The sequence below is a fragment of the Streptomyces sp. NPDC055099 genome, assembly GCF_053607685.1.
Genome location: NZ_JBSGUA010000002.1, coordinates 187,964 through 207,622, shown reverse-complemented (window position 1 = coordinate 207,622; position 19,659 = coordinate 187,964). Strand labels below are relative to the sequence as shown.

At 70.7% G+C, this 19,659-nt stretch carries 13 protein-coding genes; 2 read left to right on the top strand and 11 right to left on the bottom strand.

Annotated features, from left to right (window positions below; translation table 11 throughout):
* Position 1: 1 nt before the first annotated feature.
* From ACWFRU_RS05300 to ACWFRU_RS05250, 11 genes are all read right to left on the bottom strand, one after another.
* Positions 2-1,303, bottom strand: coding sequence for an O-antigen ligase domain-containing protein (locus tag ACWFRU_RS05300; RefSeq protein ID WP_453684761.1), 1,302 nt, complete (start codon positions 1,301-1,303; stop codon positions 2-4).
* Between the two features lies 1 nt (position 1,304).
* Positions 1,305-2,831, bottom strand: a complete 1,527-nt coding sequence (locus ACWFRU_RS05295; RefSeq protein WP_453684760.1) for a right-handed parallel beta-helix repeat-containing protein — start codon at positions 2,829-2,831, stop codon at positions 1,305-1,307.
* A 20-nt stretch (positions 2,832-2,851) separates the two neighbouring features.
* A complete protein-coding gene (locus tag ACWFRU_RS05290; protein ID WP_453684759.1) occupies positions 2,852-4,867 on the bottom strand; it encodes an alginate lyase family protein in 2,016 nt (671 codons plus the stop codon).
* The gene (locus ACWFRU_RS05285; RefSeq protein ID WP_453684758.1) at positions 4,867-7,071 is read right to left on the bottom strand and encodes a bi-domain-containing oxidoreductase; all 2,205 of its coding nucleotides are present in this window, start codon (positions 7,069-7,071) and stop codon (positions 4,867-4,869) included. The genes ACWFRU_RS05290 and ACWFRU_RS05285 overlap by 1 nt, the downstream gene beginning before the upstream one ends.
* Before the next feature lie 32 nt (positions 7,072-7,103).
* Complete coding sequence (gene asnB, locus ACWFRU_RS05280) at positions 7,104-9,032, bottom strand: asparagine synthase (glutamine-hydrolyzing) (protein WP_453684757.1); 1,929 nt, start codon at positions 9,030-9,032, stop codon at positions 7,104-7,106.
* Between the two features lie 3 nt (positions 9,033-9,035).
* Entirely contained in the window at positions 9,036-10,595 is a 1,560-nt protein-coding gene (locus tag ACWFRU_RS05275; RefSeq protein ID WP_453684756.1) for a Wzz/FepE/Etk N-terminal domain-containing protein, read from the bottom strand.
* Positions 10,592-11,965, bottom strand: a complete 1,374-nt coding sequence (locus ACWFRU_RS05270) for a Wzz/FepE/Etk N-terminal domain-containing protein (protein ID WP_453684755.1) — start codon at positions 11,963-11,965, stop codon at positions 10,592-10,594. The genes ACWFRU_RS05275 and ACWFRU_RS05270 overlap by 4 nt, the downstream gene beginning before the upstream one ends.
* Complete coding sequence (locus tag ACWFRU_RS05265; protein ID WP_453684754.1) at positions 11,962-13,254, bottom strand: glycosyltransferase family 4 protein; 1,293 nt, start codon at positions 13,252-13,254, stop codon at positions 11,962-11,964. The genes ACWFRU_RS05270 and ACWFRU_RS05265 overlap by 4 nt, the downstream gene beginning before the upstream one ends.
* Entirely contained in the window at positions 13,244-14,560 is a 1,317-nt protein-coding gene (locus tag ACWFRU_RS05260; RefSeq protein WP_453684753.1) for a nucleotide sugar dehydrogenase, read from the bottom strand. The genes ACWFRU_RS05265 and ACWFRU_RS05260 overlap by 11 nt, the downstream gene beginning before the upstream one ends.
* Before the next feature lie 91 nt (positions 14,561-14,651).
* Positions 14,652-16,130: a sugar transferase gene (locus ACWFRU_RS05255; protein WP_453685264.1), complete on the bottom strand. Its 1,479-nt coding sequence runs from the start codon at positions 16,128-16,130 to the stop codon at positions 14,652-14,654.
* Between the two features lie 1,311 nt (positions 16,131-17,441).
* Positions 17,442-17,831, bottom strand: coding sequence for a nucleotidyltransferase domain-containing protein (locus ACWFRU_RS05250; RefSeq protein ID WP_453684752.1), 390 nt, complete (start codon positions 17,829-17,831; stop codon positions 17,442-17,444).
* 134 nt (positions 17,832-17,965) lie between these two features.
* Between ACWFRU_RS05250 and ACWFRU_RS05245 the strand changes: the two genes are divergently transcribed.
* Both ACWFRU_RS05245 and ACWFRU_RS05240 read left to right on the top strand, forming a co-directional pair.
* Entirely contained in the window at positions 17,966-19,171 is a 1,206-nt protein-coding gene (locus ACWFRU_RS05245) for a cytochrome P450 family protein (RefSeq protein ID WP_453684751.1), read from the top strand.
* A 96-nt stretch (positions 19,172-19,267) separates the two neighbouring features.
* Complete coding sequence (locus tag ACWFRU_RS05240) at positions 19,268-19,471, top strand: hypothetical protein (RefSeq protein WP_453684750.1); 204 nt, start codon at positions 19,268-19,270, stop codon at positions 19,469-19,471.
* Positions 19,472-19,659 lie beyond the last annotated feature (188 nt).

Sequence of the window (19,659 nt, the reverse complement as noted above, 5' to 3'; positions counted from 1 at the left end):
CTCACAGTCGCCTCCGATCCTGGGCCCAGCGGGGGATACGTCGTCGGGGGACCGCGGGCTTCGCGACGGGTGCGGCCGGGGCGGGTGTCGCGAGGAGCGAGGCGGCCAGGGCCAGATGCAGCAGGTACGGCGAGGCGTCGCCGAGACCGGCCTCGGTGTACGACGCGATCGCGCAGTAGCTGATCAGGAAGATCGCGCAGGCCCGCGCCAGCGACGGCGGCCGCAGCAACGCGACGCCGAAGAGGATGATGAGAAGCGCCGCCACGAGGGTGACGCCAATCCAGCCCTGCTCGTGGTAGACGGCCAGCCAGCTGTTGTCGATGGGCAGCCCGCCGAACGACTTGTCGCCCAGGCCCATGCCGAACAGCTTCTCCGCCGTCGTCCGCGGTGCGTCGAGGAGGGCGTCCCAGACCTTGGCCCGCCCGGTCAGGCTGGTGAGGTACTCCTGGCTCTGGCCGCGCAGGAACCACGCCCGCAGCAGGGGAGCGAAACCCACCGCGGCCACCGCGGTGACGACCATCGCCCAGGTGAAGAACCGGCGGGCTGCGGCGCTGGTCAGGACGAGCGAACCGATCGCCAGCGCGAGCCCGATGAGCATGCCGAGCGTGGCCGTCCTGGTGTGCGTCAGTGCGAGCAGGACGAGCGAGGGCACGATGATGACCGCCGCGCTGACCCGGTCGGTGCGTCGTCCGAGGAGGAGCAGCACGGTGAGCCCGATGATCACGGCGGCGTACTGGCCGATCTGTGGCGGCGTGAGCGGCCACAACGCTCCGACGAGCCGCCCGCCGTAGACGTCGGGCATGGCCGCGCCCGGTGAGATGACCGCGCCGGCGACGACCGTCCCGAGCACCGCGAAGTAGATGCGGATGTGGTGCCGGACGAACGTCTCGCTGCCGTCCCACCAGCGGCTCAGCAGCCACAGCGTGCCGATGAAGAGAGCGAAGCGGGTGCAGCGGAACAGTGCGCCGAACCCGGACACCAGTTGCAGGCTGGAGATCACGCTCGGCACGAGCAGCAGGGTGAGCAGCAGCAGGAAGGCGCTGGCGTGGATGCGCAACCGCGGATTGAGCGCGAGCGCCAGCGCGAACGCCAGGACCAGCGCGCCCATGGTGACCAGTTGGATGAGGGAACGGGGCAGCGGGATGATGGTCTCCGCCCCGGCGGAGCCGAGCGTGTTGAGGATCAGCAGTCCCCAGACGGTCCCGACGAGCTTGGGCGTGGCCGAGCGCGGTGCGAGGCCGGGCCGCGCGCCGGCCGTGTCCGTCTCGCCCGGCAGCCCGTCACGCCGCAGGTCCTGGCTCATCTCAATCACCGTCCCGTACGCGTACACGGAGGGTGCTGCTCACGTCCTGCTCGTACGGCGTGTTCTGCCACTGCCCGAAGTCGAGCACCTGGCTCGGGTCGTGGGCGACGAACTTCCACGGCCCGATGTAGACGTTGTCGTGCCAGCGGTTGCCCTGCTTGTGGGTGATCGCGTCGGCCACCCGGTCGCCCTTGTACGGCGACCACTTCGGATAGGTGCCGTAGTTGGCGAGGACCGCCATGCGGTCGCACATCGTCGTGCACTTGACGACGGACTTGTTCAGCACGAACCGGTTGGTGTGGATGTTTACCCGCTGGGTCTTCCACCGGCAGTCGGCGTAGAGCGGCTTGGTGGCGATCTTCGGCTGCGCGCAGCGGTCGGTGTTCTTCTCCAGCAGCGTGCAGTCACCGGACGAGGTGTTGGCGGGGCTGTTGCAGAACCGGTCGGCGTTCTCCCACAGGGTGATGCCGGACCAGTTGTCCTCCATCAGGTTCCGGTAGACCTCGATCTTGTCCGTGCGGGCCCGGACCCGTGGTTCGCCGCCGGACTCGGACAGGTAGAGGGTCGCGAAGGGGAACTTGTCGCCGCCGGAGGCCTCTCTGCGGCCCTCGACCCAGTTGTTGCGCCGCATGGTGTTCTTCCGGATGACCGCGTTGTAGCTGGTCTCGTAGATCAGTGCGGCACCGTCGTTGGCCTCGAGGACGTTGTTCTCGATGCGGAAGTCGTTGTTGTTGGTGTCCGCCCACAGACCGGTTCCGCGGTTGTCGTGCACCCAGTTGCCACGGATGTCGGCGCCGTCGACGGCCCAGAACTTGACGCCCCCGGTGCAGCCGCAGCCCTCCCGCCGCTTCTCCCAGTCGCCGGTGTTGTTGCCCACGATCTCGTTGCCCTCCACCACCAGGTCGCGGAGGGGGCCGGTGCCCTTGTAGGCGTTCATGCCGTACTGCCCGTTCTCGCGCAGGCAGTTGGCGCGGACCTGTTGCCGGGCACCGGCCATCAGACCGGCGCCGGAGTTGTACTGGATCCGCGCGTGCTCGATCACCCACCCGTCGGCCGAGTCGTGGTTGACCACGCCCTGGTCGTGCGGCGCGACGAAACCCTGCACGGTCAGGTGGCGGATGGTGACGTCACGGGCGTCGCCGCCGAACGCGTACTGGTTCTTCTTCCGGCCATCGAGCACCGCGCCCGGCGCGCCGAGGTAGCGGTTGCCCTTCTTGGGGATGACCTGGGCGTGGCGGTCCGGTTCGAGCGTGTGCTTGCCCGGCCGAAGCCAGAACGTGGTGCCGGCGGGGCTGCTCTTGGTCTTCGCCGCCAGGTCGTTGAGCACCTTGGGGTCGACCGTCACCGCGCCCGCCGGTGCCTTCGTGGGCCCGGCCGGGGGCTTGTCGCACACCCGGGCCACGGCTCGGGCCCCGGACTTGGCCGCCTCGGAGGTCGGCTCCGCCCGGTCGTCCGGCGAGCTGTCGCAGCCGGCCGTCACCAGCACGGCCAGCGCCGCCGCCGGTAACGCCCAGTTCCGCCACTTCATCCCCACTGCCCTCCAGCCCCCTAGCCCCGGAACCTGAGCACGGTCGTGAACCCCTGTGTGCCGTCGGCGAAGCCGGTGCCGATCAGTGTCGTGGCGGGTTCCTTGCGCCCGAATCCGGCGGAGTACCAGCCAAGCGGCGGGTCGCTCTCACCGTGATGCGCGCGCCATGACAGTTGCTCGGGCAGGTCGAGCACCGCGAAGCGGTCCTCGCCCTCCCGGGACCAGGTCAGCACCGCCCAGTTCCCCACCAGGTCAGCGGCGATCGACGGACCGAGGTGGAAGGCCAGCCGTACGGCAGAGCGGCGCGGGCCGCGCACTTCGTCGACCACCCGCAGCTCCAGGTTCGCGGCGGTCAGCTCCACCCGGCGGCGATGTGTGGTGCGCCCGTATCCGTCGTGCTCGGCACTCCAGCGGGTCACACCCTTGTCGGAGGTGTCCGTGACGTCCGCGGCCAGGACGCGGGTGCGGGCGTGCCGGGTCCAGAGGAACGGGCCGCCGGAGACGGACTGGTCGGCGCCGTCCACCTGCAGGGTGTTGTGGCCGAGGGTCGAGCGGAAGTACTGCCGCCATTCGGGCTGCCCGTGGTAGCAGAACGTGCCAGGGTCGGCGAGCACGTCGACCCCGTCGTGGCGGACCTCCACGGACAGCGCGTCCGCGTGGGCGTGCGCGGCGATCGACAGGAAGCCGTGCGGGCCACCGTCGCAGCGGCACCAGATCTGCTCCGGGCCACGCAGGATGGTCATGCCCGCGTCGGCGAAATGGCCGGGCCTGCGCGCGGGCCGGGACACGGCCGGTGAGCCTGCCTCCTTCGGGCCTCCCTCCTTCGCACTTCCCCCCTTTGAGCTCCCGTCCTTCGCGTACGGCCGGATCAGCGCGGCGAGCAGCGGGGTGCGCACATCGCTGCCGCTCACCGTCGGCCACCACGGGAGGCGTCCGAACACGGCGCCCCCGGTGGCGAGCAGCGAGGCCCAGCGGTCGGTGCCCGCGCCGTCCACGACCAGACCGTGCCCGTCGTCCGCGTCACCCTGGCGAGGCGGCCGCAGCCGGTTGTCCACGATCGCCGCGAGCGCGTCGGTCATCCGCAGCAGCACCAGACGGACGGTCGCGGGGACCGGCACACAGGCGGCGTCCGCCTCGGCCACCGCGGCCAGGCCGAGTTCGAGGACAAGGCCGTGATACTCGGTGGCCAGCTCGCGGTTGAGGCCGGAGTGGTAGGTGTTGGAGCGCAGGTGTCGCTCCAGCGAGCGGAGCGCGTCGTCCCGCCACCGCGCCGAGGAGGGGAACCAGTCGAAGGCGCAGGCCGCGGCGAACTGCCCGGCGGCCTCGGCGATGATGTGGTTGTTCGCCGACGACCCGCGGCTGGGGAAGGCGGCGAGCCAGCGCTGGTGGTGCCAGATCTGGTTCAAGGCCACCGGGTTGCCCTCGAAGAGACCGGCCGCCCCCGGCCACCCGTCGAGCAGCCTGCGCACCCACACCCAGGAGAGCAGCCGGATGCCCAGCTCGATGCCGCTGATCCAGTGCACGCCGCGCAGCGGCGGGTTGGCCGCCCACCACGACCGCAGGTGCTCGGCCACGCGCTCGGCGTACCGCTCGTCCCCGGTGACCGCGTAGGCGGCGGCCAGCACGGTGAGGTACTGATGCCGGGACAGCTCCCAGATCTGCTTGATGTCGCCGACCGCGTCTTCGTTGCGGTACGGCACGTCGAAGGCATAACCCCACGGAGCCCGGCGCCCGGTCTTCGGGTCGTACCACCAGTCGGGGTCGGCCAGGTCGTCGCGGACCACGCCGAAGTACTCGACATGCCCCGCCATCAGCCGGTCCGCCTCGGCGACGAGACGTTTCGCGGCGTCCGGCGGCACGGCCCCGACCGTCCCCGCGGGCAGCACCGCGGTGAACCGGGCGCCGGTCACGCTCGGACAGGCCGGGCGCGCCGAACGCCACCGCCGCCTGCGCACCGTGTCGCCCACCCGGCCGCCGACCTCCCGCGGCCCCATCCGGGAGAGCCGCCGCAGGTACCAGCCCGCACTCGTGGTCATCACGCCCTCGCCAACATCACCGGCGCGCCGCCGGCCAGACCTGCCGGCACGGCCAGGGTGGCGGCCGTGGTGGCGACAAGGGACTCCAGCGGCACCGGCATCGGCCCGCCGGACCGCACCGCCTTGACGAACGAGGCCAGTTGGGCTTCCTGGCCCTTGTCCCGGGCCTTGGGCAGCCGCGAACTCACCCACCGCTTGCGCCCGGCTGCGCCGTCGAAGTACACCGAGGCACGCACGAAGTCGTCCAGCCGCAGCGCCCTCCCGTCGGCGACCAGGTCCAGCGTCTCCTTGGGGAAACCGGACGGGCCGGTGGTGACGTAGCTGATGGTGGCGGTGGACCCGTCGGGGTAGCGCAGCACGACCTGCAGGTCGTCGTTGCCGGACGAGGCGACCGTGTAGACCGATTCCGGGTCGGCCCCGAGTAGCCAGCTCGTCGTGTCGATGAAGTGTCCGCCCTCGCCGATGAACCGCGAGCCCTCGGTGCCCTGTTGGAGGTACCAACTGCCGTGCCCGAGGCGGCCCGCGTTGACCAGGTAGCGCAGGTTCGCCGGACCGGTCCGGGCGCCGAACCGCTTCTTCGCCTCCTGCAGCAGCGGCGCGAAGCGCCGGTTGAAGCCCACCTGCAGCCGGTCGTTGCCGGACTCCTCCACCGCCGCGAGTACCCCGGCCAGCTCGTCCTCGGTGAGCGCCAGCGGCTTCTCCACGAACACGGCCTTGCCGGCCAGCAGCGCCTTACGGGTCAGTTCGGCGTGCGAACTGTGCCGGGTGACCACGAAGACCGCGTCGATGGACGTGTCCCCGAGCACCGCGTCGAGATCGGTGGTCGCCTCGGCGAAGCCGAACTTCCGCTGCGCGTTGGCGCCGGACAGCGCCGTTGTGGTGACGACGGTCGACAGCCGTACGCCGTCGCGCTGGGCCAGGTGCGGCAGCAGCATCGACGTCGCGTAGTTGCCCGCGCCGACGAAGGCGAGGCGCACCGGAGTCGTGGCGGCACGGCCCGGGGCGGACACGCGGCCGCCGGTCCGCTGCACCGCGGGCACGGCCACCGTCGGGGCCACCGCCTCCGCCGTGGGTTGTGTGCCGCCGGGATAGCGGAACAGCACGGCCACGGCCTTCAGGTCGCCGTCCTTCAGGCTCTGGTACGTCTCGACGGCGTCATCGAAGTCGGCTATGTGGGAGATCAGGGGCTCCACGTCGACGCGGCCGCGGGCGACGAGATCCAGGAAGCACGCCAGGTTGCGGCGCTCGGTCCAGCGGACGTAGCCGATCGGGTAGTCGCGCCCCTCCAGCTCGTACTCCGGGTCATAGCGCCCGGGGCCGTAGGAGCGGGAGAACCGGACGTCGAGCTCCTTCTCGTAGTACGCGTTCCACGGCAGGTCCAGGCGGCACTTGCCGATGTCGACGACCCGGCCACGGTCCCGGCAGAGCCGGGCGGCCAGCTCGACGGGCTGATTGCTGGAGCCGCCGGCGGCCAGGTACACCTGGTCCACGCCGTGCCCGCCGGTCAGCTCGGCGACGGCGGTCTCCACGGCCGTGGAGGACGGATCGCCGCAGGCCGCGGCCCCCACGCGCTCGGCCAGTTCGCAGCGCGCCGGGTCGGGGTCGACGCCGACGACGCGGACCCCCGACGCGGTGAGGAGCTGCACCACGAGCTGTCCGATGAGACCGAGACCGATGACCAGGGCCACTTCGCCGAGCTGCGGCTCGCCCTGGCGGACCCCCTGCATCGCGATGGAACCGACGGTGCCGAAGGCCGCGTGCCGCGGCGCGAGGCCGTCGGGCACCGGGGTGTAGAGGTTCCTCGGCACCCAGTTCAGCTCGGCGTGCAGCGCGTGCTCGTTGCCGGCGCAGGCGACGAGGTCGCCGACCTTCACGTCGTCGATCCCGACGCCGACCTGCTCGACCACCCCGCACAGCGAGTAGCCCAGCGGCGTGTAGGAGTCCAGCTTGCCCATCACCTTGCGGTAGGTGGCGGGCACCCCGTTGGTGGCCACGCTCTGCATGACCTTGGCCACCTGGTCCGGCCGGGAGCGGGCCTTGCCCACCATCGACATGCCGGCCTCGGACACCTTCATGAGCTCGGTCCCGGTGGAGATCAGCGAGTAGGCGCTCCGCACCAGCACGCCGCCGGGCTTGCACCCCGGCACCGGCACGTCGAGCAGCGCCAGTTCGCCACTCTTGTAGTTCTGAACGACCTGTTTCACCCGAGCTCCTCTTATTTCTGCGTTCAACGCCGTCAGGCCGCTTGGCTCTGGCCGGAGCCAGAGGTCGCGCCGCGATACCAGTACTCGAGGGTCAGCACATGCCACAGATGCTTGGAGAAGTCCCGCTGCCCCGCGGCGTCCTCGGCGACCATCCGCGCCAGCGCGTCGCGCCGCAGGAGACCGGAGTTGACGAGCACACCGTCGTGCACCACCTCGCGCACCAGCGGGGCCAGATCCCGGCTCATCCAGGCGCGCAGCGGCGCGCTGAACAGGCCCTTGGGCCGGTACACGATCTCCCTGGGGAGGACGGAGGTGGCCGCCTCCTTGAGGACGGCCTTGCCCTGCCGGCCGACGATCTTGCGATCACCGGGCACGGCGAACGCCGCCTTGACCACCTCGACGTCCACGTACGGCACCCGTACCTCGGTCGAGGCGGCCATGCTCGACCGGTCGGTGTAGGCGAGGTTCAGGCCCGGCAGGAACATCCGGGCGTCACCCAGGCACATGCGATTGACGAAATCGTCCAGGTCGTTGTCCTGGTAGATGTCCGCGTGCTCGGTCACCACGTCCTCGACCGTCCCGGCCAGGTCCGGGTCGACCAGGGCGAGCAACTCGTCCTGGTCGTACATGGTGTAGCTGCGCCGGAAGGCGGTCTCCTCCGGCAGGTCGGCGAAGGACAGGAACCGTTTGGCGAAGCGCACCGACCGGTAGCCCCGGCGGGCCGTGGCGACCGGCATCCGGTCCACGGCCGCGGACAGGCCGCGCCGCAGGGGCCGCGGGACGCGCTGGTAGCGCACCGCGAGCAGGTTGGCCAGGTGCTTGCGGTAACCGGCGAACAGCTCGTCGGCGCCCATCCCCGAGAGCATCACCTTGACCCCGGCCTCCCGGGCGGCCGAGCAGATCAGGAAGGTGTTGATCGCCGCGGGGTCGCCGATCGGCTCGTCCAGGTGGTAGGTCATCTGCGGCAGCAGGTCGAGCACGTTCGGGGCGATCTCGATCTCGTGCAGGTCCACGCCGAACTGCTCGGCCACCTGCCGGGCATAGCGCAGATCGTCGGGCATCGCCTCGAACTTGGCGTCCTCGGCGCGGAACCCGATCGTGTACGCGGAGATCCCTGGCCGGTCGCGGGCCGCGAGCGCGGTCAGGTAGCTGGAGTCGAGGCCGCCGGAGAGGAAGGTCGCCACGGGTACGTCGGAGAGCAGGTGACGCCGGGTCGACTCCTCGACGATGGCGGCCAGGTCGGGCCGCTCACCGCTGCGGGCCAGCTCCCGGCCCTCGGCGGCGACGTCCTTCAGATGCCAGTACCGGCCGCGCTCCACCCGGCCGTCGGGCCGGACCCGCAGCCAGCTCCCCGGGGGCAGCTTCTCCGCCTCGCGGAACGCGCAGCGCGAGTCCGGAACCCAGTAGTACAGCAGGGACGCCACCAGCGCCGCCGGGTCCACCTCGAGGGACCCGCCGGTCACGGCGGCGAGCGCCTTGAGCTCGGAGGCGAACACCAGGCCCTCGCCGCGCCGGAGCAGGAACAGCGGCTTGATGCCGAGCTGGTCGCGGGCGAGCACCAGTTCACCGGTGCGCTCGTCGAAGATCCCGAACGCGAACATGCCGCGTAACCGGGGCAGGCAGTCCGTGCCCCAGCGCCGCCAGGCCTCCAGCAGCACCTCGGTGTCGGAGGTACCGCGGAAGCGCACTCCGGCGGCCGTCAACTCGGCCCGCAGTTCAGGCGCGTTGTACAGCTCGCCGTTGTAGGTGAGGGACAGGCCGTCCGAGACCATCGGCTGGGCGCCGGTCTCGGACAGGTCGATGATGGCCAACCGGCGGTGCCCGAGGTGCACTTCGCCGTCACCGACGGGGTGGCTGTAGCGGCCGGCCCCGTCCGGACCGCGGTGGGCGAGGGTCTCGGTGAGGCGGTCGGCCACGACCTTCCCGCCCGGCCACCGGTATGTGCCTGCGATGCCACACATGTATTACCGCGCCTCCTGGTCGCTGTCCGGAACTCGTACTGCCCACGACGGCCGCTCCGTCAGCTGCCGGCCTTCCCCCACTGCCTCGACGGCGTGGGAGGAACCCCCGGCGTTCTGCCGGGCGAGGCGTTCGTTGTGGCCGCGCAGCGCGGTGCGCCGGCCGTCCCACAGGGTGCCGTCGGTCCGGTCCCGCGGATCGGGGTCGATCAGCACCACACCGATCACCGGAATGAGCAGGTCCGCGAGCTGCCGCGCCACGGTGTGCAGCCATGCGGTGCTGCCGTGCCCGGCACGCACGACGAGCACGGTCTGGGAACCGAGGTCCTGCAGGCCGGTCCAGGCGGTGCCGGGCGCGACCGAGCCGACGCCGACCTTGCGCATCTGATGCGGCACGTCCGCGGCACGGTCGCCGCTGACGATGGCCGGGCCTCCCGGCTCCTGACCGCGGGCGGCGCGCTGCAGGGCCGGCAGACCGTCGATGATCACCACGGGGCCGTCGGACGCCAGTGCCCCCGCGAGGTCCAGGGCGATCACGCTCGTGGTGTGCGCACAGCCCAGTTCGAGGAGCGACACCGATTCCCCGGTGTCACGCACGGTGCGGGCCAGGGTCGATATGAGCCGTTCGCGTGCCGCTCGGGTCCGTCGGAGCTGCCACAGTTTGACGGGCCGACGGTGCACGCGGCGCAGCTCGGCGATGACCGAGGCCCCCAGGTTCGCCGCGATCTCCCGGCGCAGGACCGGACGGTCCGCCACCACGGAACCGACCGCGGCCACCGCGAGCCCGAGGACGAGCCCGAGAGCGAGCCCGATCCCGGCGTTGGTGACAGCGGCCAGGGGCACGGAGTGCTGCACCACGCGCGCGTCGTCCACGATCTGCGTGCCGGCGATGATCCGGGGTGTGCCCACGCGCGCGTCCTCGGCGCGCTGGTCGAAGTCGGCGATCCGGGAGGTGAGCTCGGCCCGGCGGGCGAAGAGCGACTCCATGCTCGCCGACGACTCCGGATCGGTCTCCGGTGTCCTGTCCCCGATCGACTCGTTGACCCGGGCCAGTTCCTTCCGCATTCGGTCGCGCTGGTCGCGCAGGGCCTTGGACTCCGCCTTCGCGGTCTCCTGCATCCGCCGCACATGATCAGCGATGAACGCGTCCGCCAACGCCTTGGCCCGGGCCACCGCTTCCGCGTCGCTGTCACCCGTCACATCGATCTGCAGCAGGTTGTTGGTGACGCCGGTGCCCCGGTAGTCCCGCAAGAAGTCTTCCGGCTTCACCGAGGACTTGAGGGACTTCAGGGCCTTGTCGGCGATCCGGGTGGTCTGCAGCACCTCTACGTCGGTGCGGATCAGCGTGCCGGTGTCGTTCGGCTGATCGTCCTGATGCGCGACGAGCACCTTGGCCATGGCGGCGGGCGGCGGCGGTCGCAGCACGGCTAGGGCCGCGCCGATCAGCAGCCCGATCAGGGCCAGGGAGCACCAGAGGCGGCGGCGCCTGCGCACCGACACCACCAACGCCTGCAGGTTCAGCAGCGGAGCGGCCGGCGACGACTCCGATGTCGTGTTCGTCGTCATGCCGAACCTCCCGTCGCCTGGCCGCGAGCGGCGAGCGCCGGAACGGCCTGCTCCGGAGGATGTCCGGCCGACCGCGTGGGACGGGTCCGGACCGTACCGGCGACGACGACGCCGACGACCTCATGCCTGCCGTCCGCACACGCCTCGGCGATGCCGGTGAGCTCACTCGCGGTCCAACTGCCCGCGCTGAGGACGACCAGGGCTCCGGACTCGGTGTCCCGGTCCGGCACCGTCGGCCGGGCCACCGACACTTCCACCAGCCGCAGCTGCGGATCGCTCTTGGCCTCGGCGACGAGCTGCGCGGCGGCCCGGCGGCCGATCTCGTCGCCGTCCGGGACGACCACCAACAGCCGTCGCGAGCCGGGCACCTGGATGCGGATGCGCGCGCACACCCGCCGATAGCGAAGCTGTCTGCCTGTCTCGTCGCCGGATGCCACCGGGGCCGGCATGTCCCATCGGGTGTCGAGGCCGAGGACACGGCGGGCCCAGGCCCACGGGCCATGGCCGCCGCTCGGCCGGTGCGCCGCCCGGTCACCGGGTACATCGACGGTGCCGATCAGCGTCGAGCGCAGTGCCGCGGCGATCTCCGATTCGGTGCGCAGCCGCCGGTTCGACCGTGCCGCGGTGAGGTGGGCGATGACCGAAACCAGCAGGAACAGCAGTGCCCCGCCGACCATGAGCTGCGTTCTCGTCGGCGGCGCCTCGCCGGTCGGCAGGGCCGCGGGGCCCATGACGACCAGACCTGCCTTGCCGGTCGCCGGATCGGCCTCCTCCAGCTTCTGCATGGCCTCCTCCAACGAGCTGCGCAGCTTCTCGAGCGAGGTGCGGGCCTGCACGCTCTCCACGGTCTGTCCCGGATCGGCCGCCTTGGCCAGTTCGGTGATGCGGCGGTTGGTCTCCTCGACCTTCTTCCGCAGCGCCTCGGGCCGTGAGGCCCTGGCCGGGTCGGTGCTGCCGCCCGCGACGCGCGTGGCGAAGGTGACGAATTCCTTGGCGACCTGGTCGGCCAGCTCCTGTGCGCGCTCCGGGGTCTCGGCCGTACCCGAGATCTTGATGATGTTCCCCTCGGCGGCCTTGGCGCTCACCTGGTCGATGAGCTCGGCGCCGTCGCCGCCCGTCCAGTCGAGCGTGTCGGCCACCCGGTCGACCACCGACGAACTGGTCGCGACGTTCACCTGGGTCACCAGCTCGCGTTCTTCCCACGCCCCCGGCAGCAGTACCGACGCCGACGCCGTGTAACGCGGCGGGAAGACCACCACCGAGGTGCCGTAGCCGACGAGTGCGCCCAGCACGGCGACGACGGCGAGCAGTCGCCAACGCGCACGGAAGATCCGCCCGATCGTGACCAGACGTATCGTGTCATCGCTCAACGTCGCCGCCTCCTCCCCATCCTGCTCGGGGCGCCACCGACACGGGTGCGGTCGAGGCAGGCGGCTGCGTAGGCGGCGAGCAGCGATCTCTGGGAGTTCTGCCAGGAAAGTTCTCCGCCGACCCGCTCCTGGCCGAGCTTGCCCATCCGGGCGCGCTTCTCCGGATCGTCGAGCAACGCCGCGATGTGCTCGGCGAATCGGGCCTCGTCGTTGGCGGGCGCGTAGACGGCGGCGTCGCCGGCGGAGACGCGCGCCTCCTTGAGGTCGAAGGAGACGATCGGCTTGCCCATCGCCATGTACTCCATGACCTTGTTCATGGTCGACACGTCGTTGAGCGGATTACGCGGGTCGGGGGAGAGGCACACGTCCGCGGTGGACAGATGGCGCACCAGCTCGGCGTCCGGTATGCGCCCGGTGAACTGCACCTGCTCGGAGAGCCCGAGCCGTCGGGACAGCTCCACCATCGCGTCGAAGGCGTCGCCCGCGCCGACGAACACCGCGTGCCAGTCGGTGCGCCCGAGGTCGTCGCGCAGCTTCGCCAAGGACCGCAGGGCGTAGTCGACGCCGTCCTGCGGGCCCATGACGCCCAGGTAGCACAGCAGATACTGCTTGCCGCGCTTCAACTCCGGGTCGGGCGGCACCGGTTGGAACCGCTCGATCACGGGCGCGCTGCGCACCACGAAGACGTCCTCGGGCCGCTTGCCGCCGCGGCGTATCGCGACCTCGCGGTAGCTCTCGTTCGTGGCGAGGACGATGTCCGCGGCCCGGTAGGTGATCCGCTCCAGGGCGCACACGGCGCGGTAGAGCAGGTCTTCGCCGCGGTCGAACCGGGAGAGGTACAGCTCGGGCACCAGGTCGTGCTGGTCGAAGATGAACCGCGCGCCGAGCCGCTTGAGCCGCAGCGCGGGCAGGAACAGCAGGTCGGGCGGGTTGCAGGCGTGGACCACGTGGACCGGGCCGACCTTGCGGGCAAGGCGGGCCGTGTGCCACAACGCCGATCCGTACTCCCGCAGATAGCCGGCGGGACCACCGGTGGCCGCGCGCAACGGGTAGCGGTGGATCCGCACCCCGTCGATCTCCGCCTCCGGCTCGGTGTCCCGCTTTTCCCCCCGCGGGCAGATGACGTGCACCTTCCAGCCCGCGTCGCGCAGCGTCGTGCATTCCTGCCACACCCGCCGGTCGAACGGCACCGACAGGTTCTCCACCAGGATCAGCGCCCGACGGCCCGTCCTGTCGCCGCCGGTCGTGTCGCCAGAAGCTGTGTCACCAAAAGCTGTGTTACCAAGCAAGGCCTATGTACCCCGGTTCTGTCCGGCGCGCGTTGGCGTCGGGAAGGCGGATGAGATCGACGATCACCGGTCCGTCGCCGTGGGGCAGCGCCGAGAGAACGTCCGGGTCCTTGGTTCCGACCAGGCACACTTCCGCGTGCTCGAGCACCTCGTCGACGGAGTCGGCCATCAGTTGTGCGAGGTGCGGCAGCCGGGTCTCGATGTACTCGCGGTTCGCGCCGATGAGCCGGGAGAGGCTCACGTTGGCGTCGTAGATCCGCAAGGAGTACCCCTTGCCGTGGAGTCTCTCCGCCAGCTCGACGAGCGGGCTCTCGCGCAGGTCGTCGGTGCCGGGCTTGAAGGAAAGACCGAACAACCCCACTTGGCGCTTGCCGGTGCGCTCGACCAGCTCCACCGCGCGCTGCAGATGGTCGGAGTTGGAGGGCAGTACGTGGGACAGGATCGGCACCGACACATCGGCCCGCTGCGCGGCGTGGACCAGGCTGCGCAGGTCCTTGGGCAGGCAGGAGCCGCCGAAGGCGAAACCGGGCCGCAGATAGGCCGGGCTGATGTTCAGCTTCCGGTCGGCCAGGAACACGTCCATCACCTGGTGTGAGTCCACCCCGAGCGCCTGGCACACCGCTCCGAGCTCGTTCGCGAAGCCGATCTTGAGGCCGTGGAACGCGTTGTCCGCGTACTTGATGGCCTCGGCCGTCGGGACCGGCACCCGGAACACCTCGCCGGGCAGCCCGTCGTACAGCGCCGCCACCACGTCACCGCTGGCCGCGTCGAGTTCCCCGATGACGGTCTTGGGCGGATCGAAGAAGTCCCGCACGCTCGTGCCCTCACGCAGGAACTCCGGGTTGACCGCGACCCCGACGTCCACCCCGGCCGTGCCGCCGACGTACTTCTCCAGGATCGGCACCAGCAGATTCAGGCAGGTGCCGGGGAGCATGGTGCTGCGGAAGACGACGGTGTGCCGCCCGCCCCGCTCGGCCAGGGCGGCGCCGATCTGCTCGGTGACCCGCTCCAAGTACGTGGTGCACAGGCTGCCGTTGGGCTCCGAGGGCGTACCCACGCAGACCAGCGACACATCGCTGCCCATGATGGCTTCGCGGACGTCGGTGGTGGCGCGCAACGCTCCGCTCCGCACGGCCTCGGCGACGAGGTCGCCGATCCGCTCCTCGACCACCGGGGCCTTGCCGTCGTTGACCAGGTCGACCTTCACCTGGTTGACGTCCACCCCGATGACCTCGTGACCCATGCCCGCCAGGCACGCGGCCGACACACAGCCCACATAGCCGAGCCCTAAGACGCTGACCCTCATATTCCGTTCCTCCCCCCAGGCAGGGCCTTTCGGCCCGCCTTCCGTGCGCCGGCCGGACCACGGTCCCCGCGCGTCAATCGCATGAGTCGCATCAGTAGGCCCCTTGCCCCCGCAACACCGCCCGCAGGGTCTTCCACAAGATCACTGTGTCCAGGGCGAGCGACCAGTCCTCCACGTACCGCAGGTCGAGGCGGACCGCCTCCTCCCACGGCAGGTCGCTGCGTCCGCTGATCTGCCACAGGCCGGTGAGCCCCGGCTTGACGAGCAGCCGGCGCCGGATGTCCGGGCCGTACGCGGCGGACTCCTCCGGCAGCGGAGGCCGCGGACCCACGAGTGACATCGAGCCGGTGAGCACGTTGAAGAGCTGCGGGAGCTCGTCGAGCGAGTACCGGCGCAGCACCGTTCCCACGCGGGTCACCCGCGGATCCCGGCGCAGCTTGAACAACAGCCCCGCGCCCTCGTTGCGGTCGGCCAGTTCGGCGCGTGCCCGGTCGGCCCCGACGACCATGGTGCGGAACTTGAAGATGGTGAACTCCTGGCCGTCCTTGCCGACCCTGCGCTGCCGGTACAGCGCCCCGCCCCGGCTGTCCATCAGCACGAGCAGCCCGACGAGCACCATCAGCGGCGCGAACAGCAGCAGCAGAATGGCCGCGCCCAACCGGTCCACGATCCCTTTGACCACCCGGCGTCCGCCGGTGAAGGTCGGCATGCTGACCCGGAGCAGTGGTATCCCGAGCACCGCGTCGACATGCAGCCGTGGACCTGCCACTTCCATCAGTACGGGGGCCACGACCATCTCGGCGTCGCTGCCCTCGAGGTTCCAGGCCAGGCGTTGCAGTCCGTCCGGTGACCAGTGCGGGTCCGGTGTGACGGCGACGACGCGGTAGCCGTCACGACGGACGTGGCCGGCGACGTCCGAGAGCCGCCCGACGACCGGTACGCCGTCCAGATGGTCGCCGTCGAGTCCGTAACCGTCCGGCGTGCACACCGCCTCGACCCGCCAGCCCAGGTGCGGGAACTTCCGGGTCCGGGCGATCAGGTCGCGTACGGTGGCCGGGCTCCCGGCAGCGAGCACCGGGCGCAGACACCGTCCTTCTTTACGGTGTGCGTGCAGCCAGAGGCGCAGCAGATATCGCTCGGTCATGATGACGAGCGCGATCGCCGGGATCGCGACGAATATCCAGAGCTTGATGTTGCGCGAGGTGAGCGCGATCCCGCCGAGCGACAGCACGACGGCCGCCGTGAACAGCGAGCGTCCGAGCCGGCGGAACTCCTCCGCGCCCTGTCCGAGCACGGCGGGAGCCCACGACCTGCTCGCCGCGAGCGCTCCCAGCACAAGGAGCTCCGTGCCGAAGGCGAGGATGCGCCATTTCTCGTGCCAGTTGGCGGCGTCCCGGGCCCCGAAGAAGCCGCCGATCGCCGCCACCACGAAGGCGGTGACCACGGCGTCGCTGGTGATCACGGCACGGCGGTAGCGCTGTTCCCAGTCAATCGGTGGTCGGCTGATTGCCCCGTTCCCCGGACGCCCGTGCGCCGGTGGAAACGGGCTGACTAATTCCCCCTGTTGCACAGACCCCCCCAGGTCGCCAGTGGGCTCGACGTGTTCGCTCCACACGGTTCCTCCCCCCGGGAGGCGCCCCCGCCCCCCGCACTGTGTCCTCCCCTCGGGAGGCCCCCGCCCCCCGCGTCACGCCACGCTGTTCCTCCCCCCGAGACGCCCTCGCCCCCAGCGAATGACATCCCGGTTATTGCAGCGTCACTTGAGCACCCCACCCAAGCGGCAGCGGACTTGCATGCGCTGCCAGACCCTCGACGCGCGCAAAAGCCCGTCGAAACCCCGGGTGTTCCCCACACCCCGGGCTTCTTCCGGGCACCACGAATTGATCACCCCCAAGCCTGGCGCCGGGTACGCAAACTGCTGGTCGTCCGTGGCGCCGGACTTATAGATCATCTTTTGTCGCCTCGTGTCCGCATGTGAAGCACGGTCAATCTAGACCATTGGCGCCGGTCTGAAGAGGGGATGTGTGTAATTTGTGGTCAACCTTTGAAGCTTGTTCAACTCACCGGTGATCACCGAGGGTCCTTTGGTATGACGCAGATGCCCGGTGACCTGCGCGAACAGCGCTTTTCGAGCCCGCTGGAAGCGTCAACTCCACGCCCTGCAGGGCCTGTTGGCTCAAGACCGCCGTCGCCGGAGCCTCGTCCTCCGCGATGATCGAGTAGAGGGGCCGGGATCTTGCGCGGTGGTGGATCCGCGCCCGGCGCCCTTGGGGCTGCAGCGGTCGTCGACGTAGTGGGCGGGGGTCGCGGCGGGGCGGCTGAATTCGTGGGTGAGTGCGCCACGCGGGTGAAGCCGCGACCGCACATCGAATTGAGTCTCGACCTCAGGTTTAGGGTGAGGCTGGGCCCTCATGCGCTCTCGGCGGGACCCATATCAGGACCCGCCACATGGCCGATTCCAGCCGGAGAAACCGAAGGGCCTGCCCCCACGCCGACGATGAATACGCGATATGGCCTTCCCCTCTCAAGGGGCCCGCGTGTTCGAAGAATTCGAGACAAACCAGATCGATGCCGCCGAGCCTTCCGTCTCCGCCCGGTTCGAAGGCCATGGCCCGCCGACGGTACTGCTGCACGGACACCCCGCATGCCGACGCCGTGTCACCGCACCGCTCACCCGGCCGGGCCGCTTCGCGGTGTGTCCGGATCTGAGGGGTGCGACTCGTCCGGGGGTGCGCTTCACGGAGGATCACACCGGCTCAGGGAGCGCGCCGCACAGGCCGGTCCGCGACAGCGTCGACGGCAGCTCAGGGGCGCCAGGGTTGGGAGTAGCCCTCTCGTAGTGGCCCGCCGAACAGGTCGAGAGCCTGTCTCACCGCGGCGGTCAACGGGAGGGGATCGGCGTGCTCGGCCACTGCGAGATGGCCGTCCAGCAGGGCTTTGCCCAGCGCGGGGTCGGCGCTGAGCTGTCGGGCGGCAGGCCTTGGTCATAGACGAACAGGACGGTCCCGCGACGCCGGGCCCGATCCCAGGCGAAGAACTCCGGTATGTCGGCGAGGGCGTTGAGAAACAACTCGACTGTCCGGCCCTCGTGGCGAATCACCTCCCGTCGGCTGATGTCCGAGTCCGGAAGCAGCACGGCCACATCCAGGTCGCTGGCCGCCGTCGCGCGCCCTTGAGCGGCGGAGCCTCCGAGCAAGGCGCCCACGGTGCGGGGAAAAAGTTCGGTGACCACGCGGAGAGCCTGGGCTTTCGCGGCTTCTTGACCATCCATGGCCGTTCATCGTGCCAGGTGACGGACGTGCGGTATCGACGACCCTGAACCGGGGAGGTGTCCCCGCTTCGTGTTACGGTCGCCCGTGCCAGGTAAGCGGGGAGTCATCCCCACTTCTTTTTCGGGAGCCGTCGATGCGTACGCAACATCCCACCCTCCGACTCGCCGACCTCACCGAGGACTTCACGGCCGATCCCTACTCCGCCTTCTCCGCACTGCGCTCCCGCGGGCCCGTCCACCACGTGCGGTTCCCCACCGGGGACGAGTCATGGCTGGTGGTCGGGCATGAGGAAGTGCGTGCCGCGTTCGCGGACCCCCGGTTCCGCAACGACGTACGGCACTCCGCCGACTTCGAGGACGACGGGCTGTACGCCGTGGGCCGCAACATGCTTCAGGTCGACCCGCCCGACCACACTCGGCTGCGGACGCTGGTTGCCCGCGAGTTCACCGCCCGACGCGTCCAGGCGCTGCGGCCCCGCGTCCAGGAGGCCGCCGACGCGCTCCTGGACGCCGTGGCCGCCGACGGCCGCGCCGACCTTGTGGCCGCGTACGCCTACCCGCTGCCGCTCACCATCATCTGTGAGCTGCTCGGCGTGCCGGACGCCGACCGGGCCGCCTTTCGCGCGTGGTCCACTAAGGTCGTCGCCCTCGACGACGCGGAGCAGTCCGCCCTCGCCTCGCAGGAGATGGCGGTCTACCTCGCGGGCCTCGCGGAGGAGAAGCGGCGCCTGCCGGACGCGGCGGAGAGCGATCTGCTGCACGCGCTGGTCCGTTCCCACGACGGGGACGGAGCCGACCGGCTCACGCCGGAGGAACTGCTCGGCATGGCCTTCCTCCTGCTGGTCGCAGGGCACGAGACCACCGTCAACCTCATCTCCAACGCCGTCCACCTGCTGCTCCGGCACCCCGGGCAACTCGCGGCCCTCCGCGCCGACCCCGAGTTGCTCACCGGCGCGGTGGAGGAGACGCTCCGCTTCGAGTCGCCCGCGCCGGCCGGCGCCTATCGCTACACGGCCGAACCCGTCACCCTCGGCGGCACCCACATACCGGCGGGCGCCCGAGTCGTACTCTCCATCGCCGCCGCGAACCGCGACCCCGCGCGCTTCCCGGACCCCGAACGGTTCGACATCCACCGCGACCCGGCCACGACCCGCGCCCACCTCGCCTTCGGTCACGGGCTGCACCACTGCCTGGGCGCCCCGCTGGCCCGCCTGGAGGCGACCCTGGCCCTGCGCACCCTCCTCGACCGCTTCCCCCGCCTGGCCTTCGACGGCGACGGCACCCCGCAGTGGAGGACCAGCCTCATGCGGAGCCTGCGCGAGGTGCCGGTGCGCTGGTAGACACCGGGCCCTCTACGACGGCAGCAGAGACGACGTTTTCCCCTGAGTTGCCCGGATGTGCGCATCCTGGTGGCCCTCGTGATCGTTCAAATGGGCATGAAGAACACGAAGCGCGTCGTTGTCGCCCTGTCCGCTGCCGCTGCTGCTTTCGCCGTGGCCGCACCCGCACCCGCCCACGCCGACGAGAGCCCCCACGGGGGCAGCATCAACCTCCCCGACGACCCCCGTCAGGTCGTCGACGGAGTGCGTACGGGTCTTGAGGTGGCGTCCATGGGCTTGGAGGCGGCCCAGGCCCGATGAGCCGTTGAGCTCCTGCGAGCTGAGCCAGGGGGCCGCCCGTTGCCGGGTGGGCCCCCTTCTGGCTTTTCGGCCGCGGTGCGCATGCGCCGTCGTCCGGTGGGCCCGCCCGCCGGGGGAGGGGAGCGGTACAGCGGCAGCAAGAGGGCCAGTAAGGTAGCGATCTTCGGGCGGCTCAGCCCCCGGAGTCC